23 protein-coding genes and 1 rRNA gene are annotated in these 21,334 nt (G+C 38.3%); 15 read left to right on the top strand and 9 right to left on the bottom strand.

Features of this window, described 5'->3' with window-relative positions:
• Nucleotides 1–12: 12 nt before the first annotated feature.
• From L1994_RS11575 to L1994_RS11510, 14 genes are all read left to right on the top strand, one after another.
• Nucleotides 13–663 carry a metal-dependent transcriptional regulator gene (locus L1994_RS11575; RefSeq protein WP_278099588.1) on the top strand — a complete coding sequence of 217 codons (651 nt, stop codon included), beginning with the start codon at nt 13–15 and terminating at the stop codon, nt 661–663.
• Between the two features lie 24 nt (nt 664–687).
• Nucleotides 688–2,550, top strand: coding sequence for a ferrous iron transport protein B (feoB, locus tag L1994_RS11570; RefSeq protein ID WP_341275791.1), 1,863 nt, complete (start codon nt 688–690; stop codon nt 2,548–2,550).
• A 218-nt stretch (nt 2,551–2,768) separates the two neighbouring features.
• Complete coding sequence (locus L1994_RS11565; protein ID WP_278099586.1) at nt 2,769–3,968, top strand: DUF3089 domain-containing protein; 1,200 nt, start codon at nt 2,769–2,771, stop codon at nt 3,966–3,968.
• 19 nt (nt 3,969–3,987) lie between these two features.
• Entirely contained in the window at nt 3,988–4,443 is a 456-nt protein-coding gene (locus L1994_RS11560) for a hydrogenase maturation protease (protein WP_278099585.1), read from the top strand.
• A 124-nt stretch (nt 4,444–4,567) separates the two neighbouring features.
• Nucleotides 4,568–5,278, top strand: a complete 711-nt coding sequence (locus L1994_RS11555) for a hypothetical protein (protein WP_278099584.1) — start codon at nt 4,568–4,570, stop codon at nt 5,276–5,278.
• Complete coding sequence (locus L1994_RS11550) at nt 5,275–5,862, top strand: hypothetical protein (RefSeq protein WP_278099583.1); 588 nt, start codon at nt 5,275–5,277, stop codon at nt 5,860–5,862. Before L1994_RS11555 ends, L1994_RS11550 begins: the two co-directional genes overlap by 4 nt.
• Nucleotides 5,863–5,889: 27 nt before the next feature.
• Nucleotides 5,890–6,693: a cell division ATPase MinD gene (gene minD / locus L1994_RS11545; RefSeq protein WP_278099582.1), complete on the top strand. Its 804-nt coding sequence runs from the start codon at nt 5,890–5,892 to the stop codon at nt 6,691–6,693.
• Nucleotides 6,683–6,877, top strand: coding sequence for a hypothetical protein (locus L1994_RS11540; RefSeq protein WP_278099581.1), 195 nt, complete (start codon nt 6,683–6,685; stop codon nt 6,875–6,877). The genes minD and L1994_RS11540 overlap by 11 nt, the downstream gene beginning before the upstream one ends.
• Before the next feature lie 79 nt (nt 6,878–6,956).
• Nucleotides 6,957–7,202 (top strand): 4Fe-4S dicluster domain-containing protein, encoded by a 246-nt coding sequence (locus L1994_RS11535; RefSeq protein WP_278099580.1) that lies wholly within the window; start codon nt 6,957–6,959, stop codon nt 7,200–7,202.
• Nucleotide 7,203: 1 nt separating this feature from the next.
• Entirely contained in the window at nt 7,204–7,767 is a 564-nt protein-coding gene (locus tag L1994_RS11530; protein WP_278099579.1) for a hydrocarbon binding protein (contains V4R domain), read from the top strand.
• A gap of 13 nt (nt 7,768–7,780) precedes the next feature.
• Nucleotides 7,781–8,698, top strand: coding sequence for an NADH-quinone oxidoreductase subunit B family protein (locus L1994_RS11525; RefSeq protein ID WP_278099578.1), 918 nt, complete (start codon nt 7,781–7,783; stop codon nt 8,696–8,698).
• Nucleotides 8,695–10,074 (top strand): Ni/Fe hydrogenase subunit alpha, encoded by a 1,380-nt coding sequence (locus L1994_RS11520; RefSeq protein ID WP_278099577.1) that lies wholly within the window; start codon nt 8,695–8,697, stop codon nt 10,072–10,074. The genes L1994_RS11525 and L1994_RS11520 overlap by 4 nt, the downstream gene beginning before the upstream one ends.
• Nucleotides 10,075–10,282: 208 nt before the next feature.
• The gene (locus L1994_RS11515) at nt 10,283–10,630 is read left to right on the top strand and encodes a roadblock/LC7 domain-containing protein (RefSeq protein WP_278099576.1); all 348 of its coding nucleotides are present in this window, start codon (nt 10,283–10,285) and stop codon (nt 10,628–10,630) included.
• Nucleotides 10,627–11,334: a roadblock/LC7 domain-containing protein gene (locus tag L1994_RS11510; RefSeq protein WP_278099575.1), complete on the top strand. Its 708-nt coding sequence runs from the start codon at nt 10,627–10,629 to the stop codon at nt 11,332–11,334. The genes L1994_RS11515 and L1994_RS11510 overlap by 4 nt, the downstream gene beginning before the upstream one ends.
• On the opposite strand, the gene nadC is transcribed toward L1994_RS11510, so the two are convergent.
• The 3 genes from nadC to nadX form a co-directional block, all read right to left on the bottom strand.
• The gene (nadC, locus tag L1994_RS11505; RefSeq protein WP_278099574.1) at nt 11,331–12,182 is read right to left on the bottom strand and encodes a carboxylating nicotinate-nucleotide diphosphorylase; all 852 of its coding nucleotides are present in this window, start codon (nt 12,180–12,182) and stop codon (nt 11,331–11,333) included. The genes L1994_RS11510 and nadC overlap by 4 nt on opposite strands.
• Nucleotides 12,183–12,285: 103 nt before the next feature.
• Nucleotides 12,286–13,182, bottom strand: a complete 897-nt coding sequence (gene nadA / locus L1994_RS11500; RefSeq protein WP_278099573.1) for a quinolinate synthase NadA — start codon at nt 13,180–13,182, stop codon at nt 12,286–12,288.
• Between the two features lie 31 nt (nt 13,183–13,213).
• Nucleotides 13,214–13,972, bottom strand: a complete 759-nt coding sequence (gene nadX / locus L1994_RS11495) for an aspartate dehydrogenase (RefSeq protein WP_278099572.1) — start codon at nt 13,970–13,972, stop codon at nt 13,214–13,216.
• Nucleotides 13,973–14,260: 288 nt separating this feature from the next.
• On the opposite strand from nadX, the gene L1994_RS11490 reads away from it, so the two are divergent.
• Nucleotides 14,261–14,443: a hypothetical protein gene (locus tag L1994_RS11490; protein WP_278099571.1), complete on the top strand. Its 183-nt coding sequence runs from the start codon at nt 14,261–14,263 to the stop codon at nt 14,441–14,443.
• 2 nt (nt 14,444–14,445) lie between these two features.
• Here the strand turns inward: L1994_RS11490 and L1994_RS11485 are convergent, their stop codons facing one another.
• From L1994_RS11485 to rrf, 6 genes are all read right to left on the bottom strand, one after another.
• Nucleotides 14,446–14,844, bottom strand: a complete 399-nt coding sequence (locus L1994_RS11485; protein ID WP_278099570.1) for a type II toxin-antitoxin system death-on-curing family toxin — start codon at nt 14,842–14,844, stop codon at nt 14,446–14,448.
• Between the two features lie 151 nt (nt 14,845–14,995).
• Nucleotides 14,996–16,210 (bottom strand): ABC transporter permease, encoded by a 1,215-nt coding sequence (locus L1994_RS11480; protein WP_278099569.1) that lies wholly within the window; start codon nt 16,208–16,210, stop codon nt 14,996–14,998.
• Entirely contained in the window at nt 16,207–16,884 is a 678-nt protein-coding gene (locus L1994_RS11475) for an ABC transporter ATP-binding protein (protein WP_278099568.1), read from the bottom strand. The genes L1994_RS11480 and L1994_RS11475 overlap by 4 nt, the downstream gene beginning before the upstream one ends.
• A gap of 14 nt (nt 16,885–16,898) precedes the next feature.
• Nucleotides 16,899–18,203: a COG1361 S-layer family protein gene (locus tag L1994_RS11470; RefSeq protein ID WP_278099567.1), complete on the bottom strand. Its 1,305-nt coding sequence runs from the start codon at nt 18,201–18,203 to the stop codon at nt 16,899–16,901.
• A 1,111-nt stretch (nt 18,204–19,314) separates the two neighbouring features.
• Nucleotides 19,315–20,436: a KamA family radical SAM protein gene (locus tag L1994_RS11465; RefSeq protein ID WP_278099566.1), complete on the bottom strand. Its 1,122-nt coding sequence runs from the start codon at nt 20,434–20,436 to the stop codon at nt 19,315–19,317.
• Nucleotides 20,437–21,139: 703 nt separating this feature from the next.
• Nucleotides 21,140–21,261, bottom strand: a 5S ribosomal RNA gene (rrf, locus tag L1994_RS11460).
• Between the last annotated feature and the right edge of the window lie 73 nt (nt 21,262–21,334).

Raw genomic sequence — 21,334 nt, 5'->3', positions numbered from 1 at the left:
TTACCTGGATATATGCAGTCGGATGAATGCGAGGATTATCTGGAATCTATAATAAATAAGTCAATTTCAGATAAAAAAGGAAGCTCTCTTGACATACTCTCAAAAATTATTGGCAAAACTCAATCCGAAATAAAAGAGGATTTGCTTGAGCTTGAAACACTTGGATACATAATATTTGAAGATGACGATAAAATAGCCCTTACAGAAAAGGGCAGAAAAACCGGAGAGTGCACAATAAAAAAACACCGTGTGCTTGAGTCATTTTTAACAGAAATGCTTGGAATGGAACCTGACGCCGCTTCAAAAGAGGCCTGCATATTAGAGCACGGAGCATCCGATGACACAATAAAACGGCTTAAAACTTACCTCGGCGGCCCCGGCAGATGCAGAAGGGGAAGAGCAATGCAAGAAGGTCATTTTCAAAGATCCGGATGCATGGGTATTCCTCTTACATCATTTGCTGAAAACGAAACTGTAAGAATTTTATACACAAAAGGAAAGGCAGGATGTACAAACAGACTACATGATCTTGGAGTAATCCCCGGAGAGACAATAGAGATTAAAAGAAGGCTTTCAAACGGCGCCATGGTAGTCGTTATCAAGTCATGTGAAGTGGGACTCAGTCCTGAGATTGCAGATTCTGTTTTCGTTTGGAAAATCTAAACAGTTATTTTTTAAGGCAGGGAGGTGCTTTTTTTGAAATTCGGACTTATCGGAAACCCTAATGTTGGAAAATCTCTTATTTTTAACCTTTTAACAGGAATCGGTGTTGAGATTTCTAATTTTCCCGGAACAACAATCGATATGTTCTCCGGAAATGTCTGCTATCAGCGTGAAAAATTTGAAATCGTTGATTTTCCGGGAATCTACTCGCTTGACGGAGTTTCAGAGGAGGAATCTGAAGTCAGGAAATGCCTGATTAACAAAGATGTGGATATACTGATAGCTGTTCTTGACGCCGCTCATCTTGAAAGAAATCTATACCTTCTTCTCCAGATTGCAGAGTTCGAAATCCCGACAGTTGTCCTTTTAAATATGACTGATGAGGCTGAAAAATCAGGCCTTTTTATTGATGCGGAAAAACTATCTGAAATTTTTAACTGTGAATTTTTAAAGACAGCGGCGATTGAAGGTCGAAATGTGGATAAAATAATTCCACTTGCATTAAATGATGCAAAAGTTCCAAAATATAAAGTTCCATATGACAGCCATATTGAAGCGGCAGTAAGAAGCCTTCAGAAAATCAGCGGATGCAAAAGAATTGAAGCACTCTATGCACTTGAAGAGATTGGAGATGATACTGAACTGCTGGATTCTGCAAAGACAATTGCAGAAGAGATAGAAGAACAGCACAAAATGTCTGTTCATCAGATAATCGCCGCAAACCGTCATAATATCGCAGGAAAAATTTCAGATGAGGTCTCAAAAAAAGATAAAAAAACTACCAGTGCAAATCTCGACAGGCTTCTTACAAGAACGTTTCCCGGCGTTCCCATAATGGCCGCTGTTCTTTTATCAACGCTTCTTTGCGTATTTATCGTCGGTTCTTTTCTTGAGGAGACAATTGTCGGTCTTTTTGATGTATATCTGATAGAGCCTTTATTCACACTTGGCCTTTCTCCTTTCTGGGAGCAGATTTTATATTCCCTTTTGATTGCAGTTGAAGCCGGACTTGGAATTGCTTTTCCGTTTGTCTTCGTGTTTTACATAATAATCTCTGTTCTGGAGGATACCGGATATATGACCCGTGCCGCATTTCTTGCAGACAGGGCAATGCACAGGGTAGGAATGCACGGACAGGCGTTAATTCCGATGGTGCTTGGATTCGGATGCAATGTTCCTGCACTGATGAGTATCCGCCAGCTTTCAAAGCGTGAGAGATTTATTGCCTCGTTTTTAATCACAATGGTTCCGTGTTCGGCAAGAACAGTCATAATTGCCGGAATTGTTGCGGTTTTTGTCGGAATTACAGCGGCTCTTTCAATTTACCTGATAGTCTTCATACTGATATTTTTAACCGGACTTGTTCTTACAAAAGTGGCACCCGGAGAACAGTTTGGGATGATCTTAGAGATTGTTCCTATGAGAAGACCACGAGTAAAACAGACCCTTAAGCGTGCATGGCTTCATATGAAGGAGTTTTTATTCATAGCAATGCCCCTTCTTTTGGTAAGCAGTGTATTTCTTGGAGTGCTTCAGTATACAGGGGTAATTCAGGCATTTCAGGATATTTTTGCACCACTAATGCTCTCACTCTTAGGCCTTCCTGATTATGCATCAACATCACTTTTGTTTGGAATACTAAGAAAGGAGATGGCATTCGAGACTCTTGCAATTCTTGCAGGAACAGCAGATTTAGGCTCTGTTATGACCTCGGCCCAGCTTTATATATTTGCGGTTGTAAGCGTTTTATTTGTTCCGTGTGTATCGACAATCGCCGTTTTATACAAAGAGATGGGGCTTAAAATTGCGGCCGTCATCTCATTTTACACACTCTGTCTTGGAATTATTGCAGGCATCATCCTGAATCTTATATTTTCGCTTGTTTAGATTTATCAGATTACTATGAAGGTCAAAAAAAACCTTTTTTAAAAGCACAAATTTTAATGAAGATTAACTACAAAAAGCACTATAAAAAGCTGATTAAATTCAAAGAACTAATTAAATTACAAAATAGCTGATTAAATTCAAAATTCAAAGAACTAATTAAATTACAAAATAGCTGATTAAATTTTTAAGAATTCTCAGGAGGGTTTGGTATTTTTTTAATGATTTTTTTAATTATTCTCGTGTGTTCTGCCCTTTTATCAGGAAATCAGAACAATTCTTCACAAAATAAAAGTTTTGAAGATTTTGAACATTTTGAAGATATAAAAAACACTGATGGAAATGACTCTTCCAAAGACTCTTTTATACATCAAAATGAGGATATTTCAGAAAAAGAACTTTTTTCTGATTCACTGATGAATTTAAAAGGAAAGTCTATTGGAATACCAAAGGCTCTTTTGCCTTTTAATCCTGATAACGACATTCCAAAAAGGCCTGATTATAAAAACCCTGATTCATGGGTAGAGCTCCCGGAATATTTCAGCAGAAAAAAACAGCCTGTTGATGTTTTTTTTGTATATCCAACCATTCTTTCGAATGAGAAAACCTATCTTATGGATATATCAAATCCTGAATTAAGAAAAAAGGCAGAATGGACAATTGTCGAACAGGCAGGCATCTTTGACGGTCAGGCAAACATTTATGCACCTTACTACAGGCAGAATAATGTCAATATTAATCCTGTTATGTTAACAGATGCAAAACCCATATTCAGCCTTGGCCAAAACGACCTTTTAAGAGCATTTGACTACTTCCTTAAAAATTTCAACAAAGGAGAGCGCCCAATAATCCTTGCCGCACACAGCCAGGGATCTGTCAGGGTTGTTGAACTGGCCAAAAAAGGAGAGCTTTTAACAGGCAGTCCTGAATCTTTAAAGAGTCTTATATGTGCATATACAATAGGGTACTCAATAACAAAATCTGATATAGAGAAAAACCCCCTGATAAGAATAAGCCAAAATGCGACAGACACAGGCTGTTTTATCCTTTATAATACAATATCGGATGAAGAGGGAAAAGAGAAGGAATGCCCGACAATAATTCCCGGCACTTTCGTTGTAAACCCTCTCAACTGGAGGACTGACAATACACCTGCACAGTCATCCGAAAATATCGGTGCCTGCTTTTTTAAGCATGAACATCCACAAAAACCTGAAAGGTATCCGAATTTTTCTGCAGCAAAAATTTCAAAAAACGCCCTTGTAATTACAGATATAAAAAATCCGGATGAGCTTTTGGCAACAAGTGTTACATTCCCAAAAGGGGTGTATCATATGTATGATTATGCTGTTTTCTACGAAAACCTCAGAGAAAATGTTTCTGTGAGAATAAAGGCATACATGGAAAAATCAGAGAAATAAACTAAAGTGTAAACCAAAAATGACCGGTAAATTAAAAAAAACAAGAGTTTTCGGCTGTGGCAATCCTTTAATGGGAAATGACGGTTCAGGTGTCTGTGCAGTGGAAATACTAAACAAAACCTGTCAGGATATTGATGCCGTTGACGGAGGAACAGGCGGTCTTGGTCTGATTGCCGATATGGAAGACTTCGAGCGCATAATAATTGTTGACGCAATGCTTGGAATTGGTGAGAAAAAAGGCGATATTAAAATTTTTTATGACACTCCCCCCTTCATTCCTTCAACAATGTCGATGCATGACGCTTCAATTTCAGAGGTTGTGGAGATTGCAAAGGAGATTATCCCCGGAATTGAGATAATAACAATTGGAATTGAGGTTGATTTCATAGAAGAGTATTCTGATGAAATTGACAAAGAGGTGATGACAGGTATCCATAAAGCCTGCAGTGAGATTATAAAAATAACAAAGTCATGAAATAATATTTCATTTATTGCTTAAAATTTCAATATTACCTATTTTTCTTATCTCAGAGTGAATATAATAATTTCTTTTCAAAAAATGCGAAGGTTAATATTATTAATTCTCTTCAGGTACAAATATGCAGCTTCCAAGAGGCAGATTTGAAAAATTCGTTCGTGGCGATGACATTAAAACCTGTCTTTTTAACCTTTCAGGAAACAATTTCACAGGATGCTGTTTTGGAATCTTCGGAGAGACTCAGGCGGAGATTGTATTTGAAAACGGAGATATAATTCTTGCCGAGTCTTCTGAGAAATGTGGCGATTCTCTCCTAAACAGCCTTATTTTGGACAAAGAGTGTATTATTACAGTTGAGCTTTCGCTATACAATGACGCCCAGATAAAACTTGCAAAAGAATTCAATTCAAAATGCAGTGTTGATTCAGAGACTTCTAATTCATTTTTCTCTTCTTTGGAGAACAATTCTGACAAATCTAAAAATAACACTTCAGACTCTCTTTTGAGTTTAAAAACCAAAGATAAAACACAAAATTCGGCTGAATATAATCCATCCGGCGATAATTTAGCAGACGATAAAAGATACACAGAAAACAAAAAATCTGATGTGAAAAATTTAAGTGAAAAAATTAATAGTTCCTATGAAAAAAATTCAAAGAAACCTTTGAATGCTGATAATTTGGAAACCGATGAGGATTTTCTTTTATCAATTGACAAATCAGAAATTGAATCAATTGAGAAGGATTTCAGGCTTAATGCCGCAGAAATTCTGAAAAGAATTCATCTTGATCATTTAATAACAGACAAAAATAACGGAGACACCAAAAAATGACTATTGATCCGGTAGTGTACGGAAATGTAATGCTTACAGCAATTGCCGTACTTCTTCTTCTGCTCTTATTTGCAGTTTTAATGCTTTCTAACCAGATGAGAAACTTTATTGAAAAAACATCTAAAGAGACATCTAAAACTAAAGAAAAAAAGGCCACCACTCTTAATTTTAAAAAAATTCAACAGGAAAATATTTCTGATTCTGCTGATACGAGTACAGAACGAAGTGAAGATAATCGCAAAAAAGATTCAAATCCTTCTCTTATCTACACTTCAGATTCAATTCAGGAGAATCTTCTTTTGCTCTTCAGACACTACAGCTTAAAATCATTTACAATGGCAACATCCGACGGCCTTGTGATAAGCTCAACTGAGGATAAATCAACGGCTGAAGCAGACGCGGCAAACTACAGCTATATGTACCAAAAAGACAGCCAGCCGGAATCGGATAAGATAAGACTAATAGGAATTCCCTACAAGGGCAAAACAGTTGTAGGAATTATCAAATCAGATTCAGACCTTTCCAAAACAGATCTTTTACTGATTGAAAAGGATATCAGGTTTATACTTGGCAAAAACATGTAGGAGAAATTAAAACGGAGTAATTAATCTATGACAACAGTTTTTACAATAGCATCCGGCAAAGGGGGAACCGGAAAAACAACAGTAACTGCAAATCTGGGCTCAATGCTTGCATACCATAAAAAAAGGACATTTATTTTAGACTCTGATATGGGTATGGCAAATCTGGGACTTATCTTAGGCCTTGAAAACATGCCTGTTACACTGCATGAAGTGCTCGCCGGCAAAGCAGACATTCATGAAGCAATCTATGAAGGACCTTACGGTGTTATGGTAATTCCAAGCGGACTTTCGCTTGAAGGCTTTAAAAAATCAGATCCTGAGAAATTAACAGATATTCTAAAAGATATTGTTGATGAATGCGACTATTTGATAATTGATGCTCCTGCAGGAATAAACCATGACGGAATTGTTCCGCTTGCAATTGCAGATGAGATAATTCTTGTTGTAAACCCGGATATCTCATCTCTTGTTGATGCATTAAAGACAAAAATGCTCACCGAGATGATAGGCGGAAAAGTCAAAGGTGCAATTATAAACCGCATTGGAAATGTTAACGATACAAACACCCGCTCCCAGATTGAAAAGATGCTCGGCGTTCCTGTCCTTGGAATGATTCCTGAAGATGTAAATGTAAGAAGAGCCTCTGCAGGCCGTTCTCCTGTTGTGTCAAAGTTTCCAACATCAGAAGCATCAAGGGCATTCCGACGAATATCTGCCTCAATTATCGGCGTTGATTACAAGGAGGATGTAATTACCTCCAAAAAGAAGAAAGAAAATTTCATTGAGAAGTTTGCAAGGGCAATGTTTCCGGGGGTAAAAAATGCAAACTGAGACTTTGATTATTGCCGGACTTGGAATCTTAAATGTTTTCCTTATTTTTTTAATTCTGGTAATGTATATCCGGATTAAACAGCTTCTGACAGATATGAACGACTTAAAGTCCAGAATGGAGTTTTCAGACAATGAAATTGAAATTCTTGCAGAGGCTGTTCGCGGAATAGGCGGTATGAATTAATCTGTATTAAAAAAAACAGTCACATAAAACAGATGTTTTGTCAGTTTAATGTGACTGTTTTTGTTTTTGGTGGTTTCAAATGATAGAAATAAAAGTTGACACTGAATCCTGTGTTGGATGTGGTCTTTGTGTAAAGGACTGTCCTATGAAGGTATATGAATTAAAAGACGGAATAAGCACGCCTGTAAGGCCAAACGACTGCATGGGATGCCTTTCATGCCATGAAATCTGTCCGGCACAGGCACTTGAGCATAAAGGAATTTACGCCGCAAAACGGCATTACATCGACATCAGAGTCTGCGAGATGCTAAAGAAGGTGATCTGAATTGACTGCAAGCTATGTTGATGAACTACACGACAGATTTGAGACTGATATTACCTACAAATCAGAAGAAATCCCTCTTTCATGCACACCTCCTGCAAAAGAAATCGAGGCAACACTTCATGGTGTTATGAAGTTAAACGGCCTTGTAATCCGATCATTAGAGGAGATTGCAGGACGTGGTGCAAACGCTGTTACATTCAGGGCAGGAAAAAAATTTGGACATGAGGTTGCAAAATACTTCCAGAAAAGAGACGATATCGAAGACGCCCTCCATGAATTATCAGATCTCCTGCAGGGTCAGTACTCTTTTGAAGTATGGAAGCCTGAAGACAGCAGTTCTTTTATTATTGAGGAGAACGGCGAGAAGTTCATATATCTTGTATTTCACGACTGTATCGTAAGACAGACTTTAAGAAGAAACGGCCAGGAACAGGAAGGCCCTCTTTGCCAGACCCTGTGCGGATATGTCGTAGGCGCAATAGAAGAGATAACAGGTTCACGTGTGAAGCTTGAAATAATGCATACCGGGCCTAATGCATGCCTAAAAAAGCTTGTTTTCAAATGAGGTGTCAGGAATCATGAAAATTGCAATAGAAGAGCTTGCAGGATGTTCGGGATGCACAATAGCAGTCCTTGATCTGCATGAGATGATACTTGATGTACTGGAAAAAGCAGAAATTGTCTATTCACCTGTGATAATGGATGTAAAAGAACCGCCTGAAGGAGTTGACGTTTCTTTTGTCACCGGATGCGTTAGAAACGAGGAGAATAAGGAAAGGCTTGAAAAAATAAGAAGCAGATCAAAGATACTTGTCGCACTTGGAACCTGCGCCTGCTACGGGGGAATTTCAGGCCTTTCAATGCTCTCAAGCAACGAAGACATTTTAAACACCGTCTACCGCGGCGTTGAAACAGTCTCTGAGGACGGCGTTATACCAAAAAATGTTCCGCCTTTTTTATACAGAGCCTTTGCAGTCGGCGATATAGCAAAGATAGACTACTACATTACAGGCTGTCCGCCTAAAGAGCAGTTTTTACGCCAGATTATTCCTGATTTATTAAAAGGAGACAAAACAGAGCTCTCTAAAAAATCGGTCTGTTCGGAGTGCGACAGAAAGATGGGTGTTGTTGAAAACTGGAGCCTTAAAAGGCGCCATGAAGGAGAGCCTGACCGGGAACACTGCCTTTTAGGGCAGGGGTACCTCTGTTTGGGGCCTGTTACATTTGGAAGATGTGGTGCTTCCTGCCCGAAGAACAATATCCCCTGCCACGGATGCAGTGGACCTTCGCTTGATATTCTAAGAGAGCCGTGCCGTGACTTATACAATATGATGGTTAGAAGAATCTCTGATTTAACAGACATTCCTGAGAAGAAAATTGAAGCAGAATTATACGATGTATCCCACACAATGTATCCTTTTACGATTGGAAGCTTAATTATGGAGGATAAGGAAAATTCAAAGATACGCGATCTTGTAAAGGAGAGAAGCAAATGAAAGAGATATCAATAAACCCCGTTACAAGAATCGAGGGTCACGCAAATATCAAAATCAACATTGATGACAATAACAACGTAAGCTCCGCACATTTTCAGGTTGTTGAGTTAAGAGGATTTGAAAAATTCTTAATAGGCTCTGCCATAGAAGAGGCTCCAAGAATTACACCAAGAATCTGCGGTATATGCCCGACATCACACCATGTTGCATCAGCAAAGGCAATTGACCAGATTTTTGGAGCAGAACTCCCGGGTACTGCAAAAAAGCTTCGTGAACTCTTAATGGCCGGTCAGTTTATCCACTCGCACTCACTTCACTTCTTTATGCTTGCGGCACCTGATTTTTTAATCGGCCATGACGCACCTGCAGGTGACAGAAACCTTGTAGGTCTTGTAAAATCAGAACCAAAGCTTGCAAAAGCGGCAATAGAGGTGAGAAAATTCGGACAGAGGCTTACAGAGGCAGTCGGCGGAAAACCTATTCATCCGACAACCTGTATCCCGGGCGGAATTTCAGCCGCACTTTCAGAGCAAAAAAGAGCTGAACTTTTAGAGATGGCAAAAAAAGCTCTTGCAATTTCACAGGAAGGGTGGAATACTGCAAAGACGGTTTTGGACTCCGCTGACAAAAGTTTCGGTGCTGTAGAAACAGCATTTATGGGACTATCGGAAAACTCGAAATTTTCTATATATGACGGCCCTGCAGTCATCCTCGGAAAGGACAAATCTGAAACCGGAAGATTTTCAGGAGTGGAATATCTTAATTTCATTGAAGAATACTCTGAAGACTGGTCATATCTTAAATTTGCAAGGCTAAAGTCAGGCGATTATTACCGTGTCGGCCCGCTTGCACGCCTAAATATTGCCAGTGAGATGGGAACACCGCTTGCCAACGCAGCATTATCTGAATACAAAGAGGCATTCGGAGATTTTACCCAGACTACTCTTGCATACAATATTGCAAGATATATTGAACTGCTTGCATGCTGTGAGAAAGCAGTGTCGCTTTTATCAGACAGTTCTATCTGCGGAAAAGATATAAGGTGCAAAACAGACGATATTTTGAATACAAGAGGCGTTGGTATAATAGAAGCTCCAAGAGGAACTCTTATTCATGACTACTCTGTCGATGATAAAGGATTTATTACAAAATGCAATCTTATTGTCGCAACCTGTCAGAACAATTATGCGATGGACAGGGGTGTAGAAGACGTCGCAGGAAAAGTAATTCAAAACGGAGTTTTAAGTGAAAGTGCGGCAAACAAAATTGAGATGGTAATAAGGGCATATGACCCATGTATCTCCTGTGCAACACATGCAATTGGAAAGATGCCGATTTCTATTGACATCTGCCGCAATGGGTATAAAAAGATGTAATTTAAGGAAAAAACAATTTAAGGGTTTGCTATGAAAGTCAAAATCCCTGATAGACTTATCATCACTTTTTGTGTGATGAAAAAAGCTCATCATGCGGGTTTTACATGAAAGTTACTTCGTAACTTACATGAAATCGTGCATGAAATATAATTTCATGGACGTTTTTAAAGAGAAATGAGAAAAAAAGGGATATTTTGGGTGAGGAAATATGTTAAAACAGGTTTTAAATGAATTTTTGCAGATCAACGGTGTCACTGCCGCAGTTGTTGCAGGAAGAGACGGCTTTGTAATTGAAAGTGCAGTCTCAGGTGACGTTGATGTAGAAGCACTTGGCGCAATGGCTTCAACCGGACTTGGAACTTCAGAGGCAATGAGCCGCGAACTTGGAAAGGAGATGATGAATCAGATTATTGTTGAGCTTGAAGAAGGGCCAATCCTTATATCTCCGTTATCAGAGGATGAATTAATAGCAATTGTTGCTGAAAGGGGAGTTAATGTCGGTCTTTTAAGATATGAACTGAAGAAAAACAGGGACAGAATCACTGCGGCACTATGAAGAAAAGTCTTTTCGCCGGCGAGAGGATTGCAAAGATGCAGATTTCTCTTACCGGACTTTCAGAGTTAATGCCGGACTTTACCGGATATATAAATATAGAGACAGATACAGGAGCAGGTTTCGTTTTATTTGAGACCGGACGTCCTGTTAGTGCAGGTTTTTTCTCAGGAGAGGAAAACTTTTCCAAAAGACCTGCATATGAGGCACTTTTAGAATCAGGTGTTTTGGATATAACTGTTTACAAATACACTTCCGATGAGATAATCTCTGCTAAGGCTGAAACTTTTGATGAGCTTGGAATAACAGATTCAGAATCGGTCGAAGAAAACGATGAAGAAAGTATTGATTCTGTAAAAAAACAAAAGGACATTCTCAAAGAAAGCACTTTAAATTCTGTTATGCGCCAGCCGGGAGTAAGAGCAGTCTCTGTTATTTTTGAGGGTTTTGCTCTTCAGTCTGTCGGAGACGCCGACTTTGAGCATGTCGCCGCCGTAACTGAAGATCTTGTCCGTGCAGGCTCTAAGATGACATCTGATCTGATGCTGGGAAGATTAAACCAGCTTCTTTTGGAGACAGACGAGGGAAAACTAATAGTTGCACCGGCAAATGAGCTTTTCATATGTGTTCTCGCCGAAAATACCGCAAACCTTGGCTTAATCAGACTTTCCCTTCAGGCAATACAGTATGATGCAGGGGATATTTAAGAGATTTTGAGAGTTTTCAGCGCCGGCATAATCTCTAATGAGACATCAAGGTTTTTAACAGAATGTGTCAGTTCGCCAAGGCTTATTCTGTCTACACCTGTCTTTGCATATTCTAAAACCAAATCTCCCAAAATCCCTCCCGATGCCTCTAAAATTACACTTTTCCGAAGTCCCTTCTCTTCCAAAGCCAAAATAACCTCTTTTATTCTCTCAGGTGTCATGTTGTCAAGAAGAATTATGTCTGCACCTGCTTCTGCGGCTTTTACAGCATCAAAGACTGATTCAACCTCTATTTCCACTTTTTTATAGGCAGTGTAGTCCTTTGCCAGTTTCACAGCCTCTTTTATTGAGCATAAGGCTAAGTGGTTGTCCTTTATTAGAAATCCGTCTGATAAGTTGTAACGGTGAGGGTCTCCCCCGCCAAGAATAATTGCTTTTTTATCAAATTCGCGAAATCCGGGTGATGTTTTTCTTGTTCCGCTAACGTTTGCCAAAGGATTTATCTCTTTTATTACTGATGATAGCTGATTTGTTCTGGTCGAAACTCCGCTCATTCTGCCGATTATATTCAAAACAGTCCTTTCAAGAAGAAGGATTTTTCCGGCAGAGCCTGAAATTTCTATCAAAACATCTCCTGAGCGGACTTTTTCAGAATCATGTTTTTTAAGCTCGGTTTCAACCCCGTAATAGTTAAAAAGAGATACTGCCTCAAAAAGTCCTGCAATTACTCCGTCTTCTTTTGCAATTATCCGTGCGTTTGTTGATACATCCGGTATTATAGCATCAGATGTGATGTCTCCGCCGGCGATGTCTTCTTCTAGGTAGAAGAGAAGTTTTTGCAGAACCATTTTTTATTCCCCGGAATTTCTTTTTTGAAAGCTTTATTTTTTTATTTTTGATTTTTAATTTTTTTTGTGTTTTTTTTAAGATTTTACTGTTGATTATATCTTTTTACTTTTTTATCTTAATCATCCGCTCTATTGCAGAGCCTGCACTTTTTATTATCTCATCTGAGAGGATAATTTCGGGCATCTCGTCCTCAAGGGTTTTTTTGAGCATATCAGGCGTTATAAGCTTCATATCACGGCAAACTGCAGTCTCAAACCCTAAAAATTCCTTATCAGGAAACTCTTTTTTAAGTCTGTGGACCATGTCCTTCTCAGTCATAACCGCCCATTTGTCTGATTTTACAGCCTCCTTTATCATCTGGCCTGTTGATGCAACAACATCACATTCATCACGAACAGCCTTTGGGCATTCCGGATGGCATACAACTGTGTATCCTCTCTCTTTTGCCTCTTTTGCATCGGAAGGCTTAAATTCGGCGTGTAACGGGCAGTGGCCGTCTGCAGGAAGAGGGATTATTTTTTTATAGGGAAGTTTTTCTGCCACCCATGAAGCAAGATTTGAGTCAGGACCAAACAGTATTGTGTCGGAGTCAAGCGATTCGCAGACAGAAACAGCGTTTGCGGATGTGCAGACAATATCAGCCTCTGATTTTGAGTCAGCAGTGGAATTGACATACAAAACAACTTTGGCTTTCGGATATTTTTCCTTTGCTGCACGGACTTTTTCGGCGGTTAAGTAATCTGCAAGAGGGCATCCGGCATCTTCTGCAGGAATTAAAACTTTTTTGGAAGGGTTTAATATTTTTGCAGTCTCCGCCATGAACATAACGCCGCAGAGAACAATAATATCCTCTTTTGCATTCTTTGCAACTATTGCAAGCTCAAGGCTGTCGCCTGTGAAATCAGATAAATCCTGAATCTCCGGTGACTGATAATTATGCGCAAGGATTATAGCGTTTTTTTCCTTTTTGAGTCTTTTAATTTCATCTGCAATGGTCATAGGTCTGAATTTTTTGTTTTATTTTATTTTTTCACGTTCCAATTATCATCGGCTTTTCCAGATTTTTAAGAAGTGTAATTATTGAAAGGGCGGCAAGATAACTTGTAGCGGGATTTTGCGGGCAGGGATTATTTTTGATTTTCAAGTAGAAATCTCCAAAATCGCCCTCTGCAAATATCTCATGCATATTTCTTTTTATATCGGGGTCTGCCCACAGCTCAACTTCAACATCATGTCCGGTTGCAAGTTCAAGTGCTACTGCGACATTGATATTTTTCGGGTACTGCTTTATGCACTCATCTGCTCTTCCTGAGAAGACAAGCGTTTTTTCATTGGTTTCTATCCTAAGCGAACGCGGACTTTTGGTAGTTCTTAAAAGAACCTTTGACATAGGAGATATCTGACCGATTTTTAAGTTGTCAAGGCCCATTACAGCGCCGCTTGGAATCCTTATTTTTCTGTTCTTCTCCTCTGCAATTTTTATCAGGCGGTTTTTAAAATCAGTGTCTGCAAGGGCACCAACTGATAATATGACAATGTCTTTTCCTGACATAAGCACATCTTCGGCATGTTCATAGACCGCTCCAACAGAAGCCGCTTCTACTACGATATCCAGATCCTGAGACAGAAAATCCTCAAATTTTTTAAACGCAGGAGCACCGGTAAGCTCTTTTAGATGCTCTGCATGTGAATGCTCAAAGTCATATAACGCTGTAATGTTAATCCCTGTGCCCTCAGAGGCGATGACTTCAGCAACATTTCCGCAGCCAAGCAGACCAACCCGAATCATTGTATTTTATTAGTGGTGACTTATGGTTAATCATTTTTATGATGGGTTTGTGAATTTTTCGAAATTTAGAAAAATTTTACTTGTTATCCACTAAGAAGAAATTGTTAATGGGAGTTTTGGACTAACTTTAATTAAAAACGTCCATGAAAAATATATTATTCAACTTTTCATGTAAGTTACGAAGTAACTTTGATGTAAATATCAAAAAAATACATGCACCCAGACATTAATATCCAAAGAATGCACATATAAAATAAAAAAACGAAAAAATCTGTCAGGAGGGATAAAATGTCTAAAAATATTAAGAACTTAAACTCTGTAAATGAGAGTTTTGTGACTTACAAAGAAGGATTATCCCCATTTTCGGCACAGGAAAACATTCAGAAAAATGGTCTTAACAGTGTTGAAAAAAAAGCTTTGGAACTTTCAATAAAAAGACATAAAAAAGCTCTAGACCTGCTTTCAGAATAGAATTACATTATTATTTTTTTACTGTTTTTCCGGAGCCATTCAAAAACATCATCAGGAGATACATGGCAACCGGCATCAGCAATATTTCTTACAAAATTATTTATTTCCTCATCCTCACACTCAATAAAAGCAGGTTCTAAGCTCAAATGAAGTATCATTTCGGCTGTAATCAATGCGGTTCTTTTATTTCCCTGAATAAAGGGGTGGTAAGAAGCAATCCCGTGAAGTATAAAAGCTGCTTTTTCAAATGAGTCTTCTATGTAATTTGCATTATTAACGAGATACTCTAATGTTCCAATATCCCTGATTAATCCTTCTGTACCTCTATCTTCAAGATTAGAGCTATTTAAAATAATAATTTCCTGTATCTCTGTTATCTTACTGACTGAAAGTTTAATCATGCTGAATTTTACCTGATATGATAATATATAACAGGATTCTTAAGCTTTTTTGATTGTTTTAATAAAACGTCCATGAAAATTATATTATTCAACTTTTCATGTAAGTTACGAAGTAACTTTCATATAGAAAAATATTATTTGGTTTTTCCAGTCAGTCAGCTCTTAAAGCATCAATCGGATCCATATTTGCGGCGCTCCATGCCGGATATACACCTGATATAACACAGATAATAACTCCTATCATCATTCCAATCGGGACGTACATAATACTTGAAGGGTAGAAGAAATACTGAGTCGTTCCAAGCATTATATAGGTCAGTGAATATCCGCCGATAAAGCTTAAAACCGCCCCTATACCTGAACCAATTATTCCAAGTATTGCTGATTCATACAAAAACATACGCCTTATTTCAGAACGCCTTGTTCCAATGCTTCGTAAAATTCCAATCTCTTTTATTCTTTCAGTAACTGACATAAGCATCACATTAAAGATTGAAACTGCCGCAACAACAAGTGATATTGCTCCTATTGCCATCATAAACATTACAATTGTATTGATTGTCGATGATATTGTATCAACCATAGAGCCTGAATCCTGGATTCTTAACTCATCCTCCTCATCAACCCTGTAATTGACTGAATGGTCAATTGCATCTTCTAAAATATCTATCTCATCAATGTCTCCGACGATAATATTTACCTGATCATACTCATATTCGCCGCCGTAAAAGGAAGTATACCACTTTTCCGTTGCAACAATTGCATTATCGGAATTCAAATCCATTGACATTCCCCTCTCTTCTAAAATTCCTGTCACACGGACTGTGGTCTGGCTTTCGTCCTCATCACCGATTTTAATCCTGCTTCCGACTTTTAAATCATATCTTTCTGCAAGTGAGGGCCCTACAACGACACCGCTTGTGGTTGTCGGAAAACTTCCATCTTCTACATCGACAATATCCATGACCTGAGCCATATCAACGCCATATATTGTTGAACGGCCTTCTTTTGAACCTATTGTGATTGTATCAGACTCTGAATACATTGCAATCACTGTATTGGTGGCGTTTCCGCCAGAAACTGCCTTTTCAATTTTTTGAAGCTGTTTTTTGGTGATATACTCATCTTCATCATCACCTCCGCCTCCAAACATCCCGCCTCCGCCGCCTCCGGGGGATACCATAATGATGTTTCCTGACTTTGAAAGCTCATCTGTAATTGAAAGTGTCATGTTTGCACCAAGAATTCCGATTGATGTAATCGCAACAACACCAATTACTATTCCAATTGCGGCCAGAACAGAACGGACAAAGTGAAGCCTTACGTTTCTGACAGAGAGTTCAAAGAAGATATCATCCAAAATCATCCGACTATCCTCCCGTCAGCAAAAATAATTCTTCTGTGTGCGTATTTTGCTGTATCATCATCATGCGTTACCATGACTATTGTTCTTCCCTGACGGTTCAGCTCAGCAAGCATCTCCATAATCTGGACACTTGTCTTTGAATCCAGGTTTCCGGTTGGTTCATCACAGAGCAGAATTTTTGGACTGTTTACCAAAGCACGTGCAATAGCAACTCTCTGCTGTTGTCCGCCCGATATCTCATTTGGTCTGTGAAACATCCTCGTGCTGTCAAGTCCGACCATCTCGAGGAGCTTTTGCGGATATCCGGTGTCGTCTCTTTTTTTGTTTTTTAGTATAAGCGGATATTCCACGTTCTCTTTTAAGTCAAGAAGAGGAATTAAGTTGAATTTCTGGAAAATGTATCCAATTTTGTCCCTTCGAAGATCAGTGAGTTCATCATCGTTTAAAGTCTTTACATCTTTTCCATCGATGTAGAGATTTCCGGATGTTGGAACATCAAGGCATCCGACCTGATTTAAAAGAGTCGATTTGCCTGAGCCTGAAGGACCCATAATTGCGACAAACTCCCCTTCAAAAATTTCTAAGGAGACGTTGTCAAGCGCAATTACATCGTCGGTTGGAAGGGAGTATATTTTTGTCACATTTTCAAGCGCTATTACCGGATTTTCTGACATGTTTTATTCCTTTATCAGCGCTTTTTTAGCATACCTGACTTTTCTCTGCCTAAATCAACAGCTTTTTTAAATAGTCCCTTTCTAATTGCGAAGAAAAGACCTGTTCCGGCAATTATGACAACCAGAATTTCAAAAACCGGAATTGAATTAAGTCCGCTTCCCATGTTTCCCATTCCCGGCATTCCGCCCGATCCGCCGCCTGACCGGGCGTTATTCTGGCCTGATGCTTCAAAAGAGCCGGATGATCCCGATATTTTGGATGATTGTGAGTCAGAACTGACAGTTACTGTTTTTTCATATGTGTTTCCGTCCACATCCTTATAGGAAATTAAGATTGGAATTTCACCGGATATCGATGTAAATGTAACATCAAAGCTTGAAAAGTCATCTGCCTCCAGTGCTCCGATTACGTAGGATTTATATGGATCAACCGCTGTTGCCGGACTTTTGACAGTTACTACAACAGATTTTGCATCTTCAAGACCGGCATTTGTTATATCTCCGGATATTGTCTGGTAAGAACCGGAACTTGTGATTTCAACGTTGTTTAATACAGGATTTGCACTTTTTTTATCTTCTCCAAATACTACCGGAACAGATAATTCTGAAGTGTGGGTGTTCATTCCATTGTAGTAAGTAACCTCAAAAATCATATCTGTCTCAGTGTTCGGTGTTACATCAAATGATACAACTGATGAAGAGTCTGCATCAAGAGAACCTATGAAATGGCTTGATTGTGTCGATGTTATCCCATCTCCCTTAACACATACGCTAACGCCGGAAACCCCGTTTTCCCTTGGATTTCCAATAGTCAGAGTTATTTTGTCACTTTTTCCTTCCTGATAGTATTCAGGAGCGTCTGTTAGGGATATTGAAAGTCCTGTACTGCCAATCTTTACAGGAATGCTGTAGCTTAAGCTGTTTGAGCCTGTAAAATCCAGATAAAATCTTGGGTAATATATCCCGTCCGGCGAGGTTGCTTTTACAGTAAAGGTGAACTGCATCTCGTTTCCGGCGCCGATATATCCGACTGTATCATATGCATCATCATTTAGGACATTCAAATCTTTTGTGTATAGTTCGGCTCTTTTTATCGAAACACTCTCACTACCGGTGTTTTTTATGGTAACTGTGATAGTTCCTGTATCACCGTACATTAAGACTTCCGGGTCTTGTTCTACCGATGTTACTGATATGTATGAATATGCTGTTCCTGACGTTGTACTGGAAGATGATGTATCATCTTCTGCAGACACTACCTGTACTGCTGATACAATAATTATCAGCATGATAAATATATGCCTTAAATTTAGCTTCATAGATGTATCCTGTATAGTTCTTTAATTTTTACCGGCAGTGATGAATACCGGCATTTTAAGCTTTAATTTCTATTTACGTTTTTTTTAACATGATTTGAAACTTCAAAAGCTAATCATATCAGTTCTGATAAATGCCGGATCTTTTTTTTTTAAACTGACAGCCGGCCCAAATCAGATTTTTGCATGAAGCCTCCTTCGCAACTTACATGAAGAGTTAAATGAAGTATAATCTCATGAACAAATTTAGATAAAATTCCGGATAAATTGGTGTAAAGCGTTCATTTGAGCATTTTTACATCATATACATGAAGAATATAAATCAGAGTCTGATTTTTTTATCTGAAAACAGGATATATGGGTTTTTGCCGCAATTTTTACAATTTTGGCAATAAATTTTAATCATCAGGCTGTTTTTTTTGGTTACGATTTGGCTGATGAAAAAAAATTACAGGCTTTCTCTTCCCATAGAATGCTAAAATTTCCTATATATCCTGCAAGTTCTTAATCGTTTAATCTTTTTTTCTGTGCGGAATTTTACTTAATTTTCTTTTTGGTCTGGTCAATTTTTTTGTGTGGAGCTCAATTTTACATTTGAAAAGTTGCATGAAATATAGATTTCATGAACGTTTTTCCTATGTAAAAAATCAGATTCTTATTTTCATGGACATAATTTCCCGAAAATAATAAATTCCGGTATGTTTAGATTTTTCACGGATGTTTCGCGGGGGGGCGATTTTTCCCACTCTTGTTTTATTTTAAAGCCCTCACTTTACATGAATAAATGTTTCATGAATTTTTTTCATGAACAAATATCATGATACTTTTCCCTCCGGTTAAGAGAGATTAATCGGGGATCAGCGATTTCTCTTTTCAGTTAAGAGAAATGTTATCATTTGCTTCACCCCGTATAGTATGTTTTACATTATGTTATTAAAAAGTAACTATATGTCTGGTTATATAGATTTTATTTGCAAATATAATTCATAGAGAATATAATTTGTATATACTAAAATCAAAGATACTGATGCTTTGGATAAACATTTGGCAAAAGTTCTTATTTTTGTGATTAAATCAGATCAAAATAAATTTAAAAAAAGTTTCGTGATATTTTTCAAATCATCTTAGATACACTTGCAGGCTCTTTGTAGTCCTCAAGCCACTGTGCTTTTGGATTTTTATTAAAGACCATGAATTTTTTATAATCGTTGATATCTGCCGCCTGGTGATACTTCATGTATGTGAATTTCTCATCCTTTCCAAGAATCTCAATCTTTCCGGTTTTATGAGACATTATGTATCTGACTCTCTTTGCAAGTCCGGAACAGTGCATCTTTGCCTCTTCTATTATCGAAAGCGCCTCTTCAACCGGGACAGAAAATTTGAAATTACCCTTTGTCGGCCTGCACTGGAACACATAATACGGAGTAACTCCGGCTTCGGCCAGTTTGTTTAAGAGCTTTGCCAATGATTCAGGATTGTCATTTACTCCTCTTAAAATCGGAGTCTGGTTTGAAAAAACTGCACCTGCACTGATAAGTTCTGATACGGCATCAAGCGCCACATCTGTTAACTCATTTACATGAGAGAAATGGGTCATCATGTAAATCCGTTTATCCTTTGTGCTGTATTTTCTAATCATATCAATAAAAGACGGATCATTTAGGATACGGTAAGGGTTAAAAGCCGGCATTCTGGTTCCAATCCTTATAATTTTTACATGCTCAATCTCTCTTAACTGCTCAATTATATGCTCAAGCTGTTTTGTTTTAAGCATCAGTGGATCGCCGCCTGTTAATAAGACATTGGATATCTGAGGATTGTTTCTTATATAATCCAGGGCTTCGTGGTTGTCCTCTACTATTTCTGATTCAGTATCAAGGAATATTCTCTTTCTAAAGCAGTACCGGCAGACACCCCCGCAGACTTCACTTACAATCATAAGTGCCGTAGGGCTGTATTTGTGCTGTATGCCTTTTACAACGATGTTTGCAGATTCTGCTGAGGGATCAAATTCTCCTCTTTCGTCAAGCTCGTCGACTGACGGAATTATAATCCGGCGGATTGGATCATTTTCATCACTCCAGTCAATAAGTGAGAGATAATACTCGTTTGAGCGAAAAGAAAATTGCTGTTCGGTTTTTCTGACCCCCTCAATTTCATTCTCCGGCAGACTGGTAATCTCGGCAGTTCTTGTCAAAATTTTAGGGCCTTTTTTTCGATAATTATCATTCATTTATGTTCCTCCCATTCAAAGAGATGCTTTTTTTAAGCTTTTTTCTTACTTTGTCTCTTCTGCAGTGCTGAAACTGTGCCGGAATTTTGGAATAAGATTTTGGCATCTGAGAAATTTTTATGATACCTTTGTCTGTTAAATTCTGACTTAAATCTGCGGATTCCTTCGGCTTTTGTTTTAAACCGGCACTGAAAGTTGCAGTAAAGACCTTCTATTCATCTGTTTTTGTGTTTTACCGGACGATTCACTGAATCATAAAAGACTGTTATCAATGAAATTTGCCACGGGAAATATTGCAACACTTCTTTTTTGTTTAACTAGGACATTATTCTATATAATCCTATTGTAATTTCTATAGTTTGTATATGAAAAAGCTTAACAAAGATGGCATAATTTTAAGTTCTTTTTGAAAAATAATCTCTAAATATTCGATTTTGATTTGGAAAAGATCACAGGAGAAACTTGTTTCCAACAATCATATAAAAATATATCTCATGACTTCTTCATATAAAAGAAAGCTCCTCTGTTTAAGCTACAAAATGTTAAAAATCATAAATTACAGCGTCAGGCACAGAAAGCATAAAAGAGACAAATGGCATAAAAACGTCCATAAAATTATATTTCATCCAACTTTTCATGTAAGTTACGAAGTAACTTTCAAAAAATAAGCAAAATCTATCGGAACAGTAATTTTCTTTAGAAACAATTGCAGCGTTAGATGTTTTCCGAGAACTCGCGTATCTCAGTACCGCATCTGACGTAAACGGGCTTAACTGCCGGGTTCGGAATGAGTCCGGGTGTTGCCCCGTTGCTATGGCCGCAATTGAACAGGTTAAACCTGCAAAAAATATCAGGCTGTTTACTAAATAAGCAGTCTGAATCTCTTCATATTAGTTGT

The sequence above is a fragment of the Methanomicrobium antiquum genome (assembly GCF_029633915.1).
Lineage (GTDB): Archaea > Halobacteriota > Methanomicrobia > Methanomicrobiales > Methanomicrobiaceae > Methanomicrobium > Methanomicrobium antiquum.
This window is presented reverse-complemented; position numbering and strand designations above follow the sequence as displayed.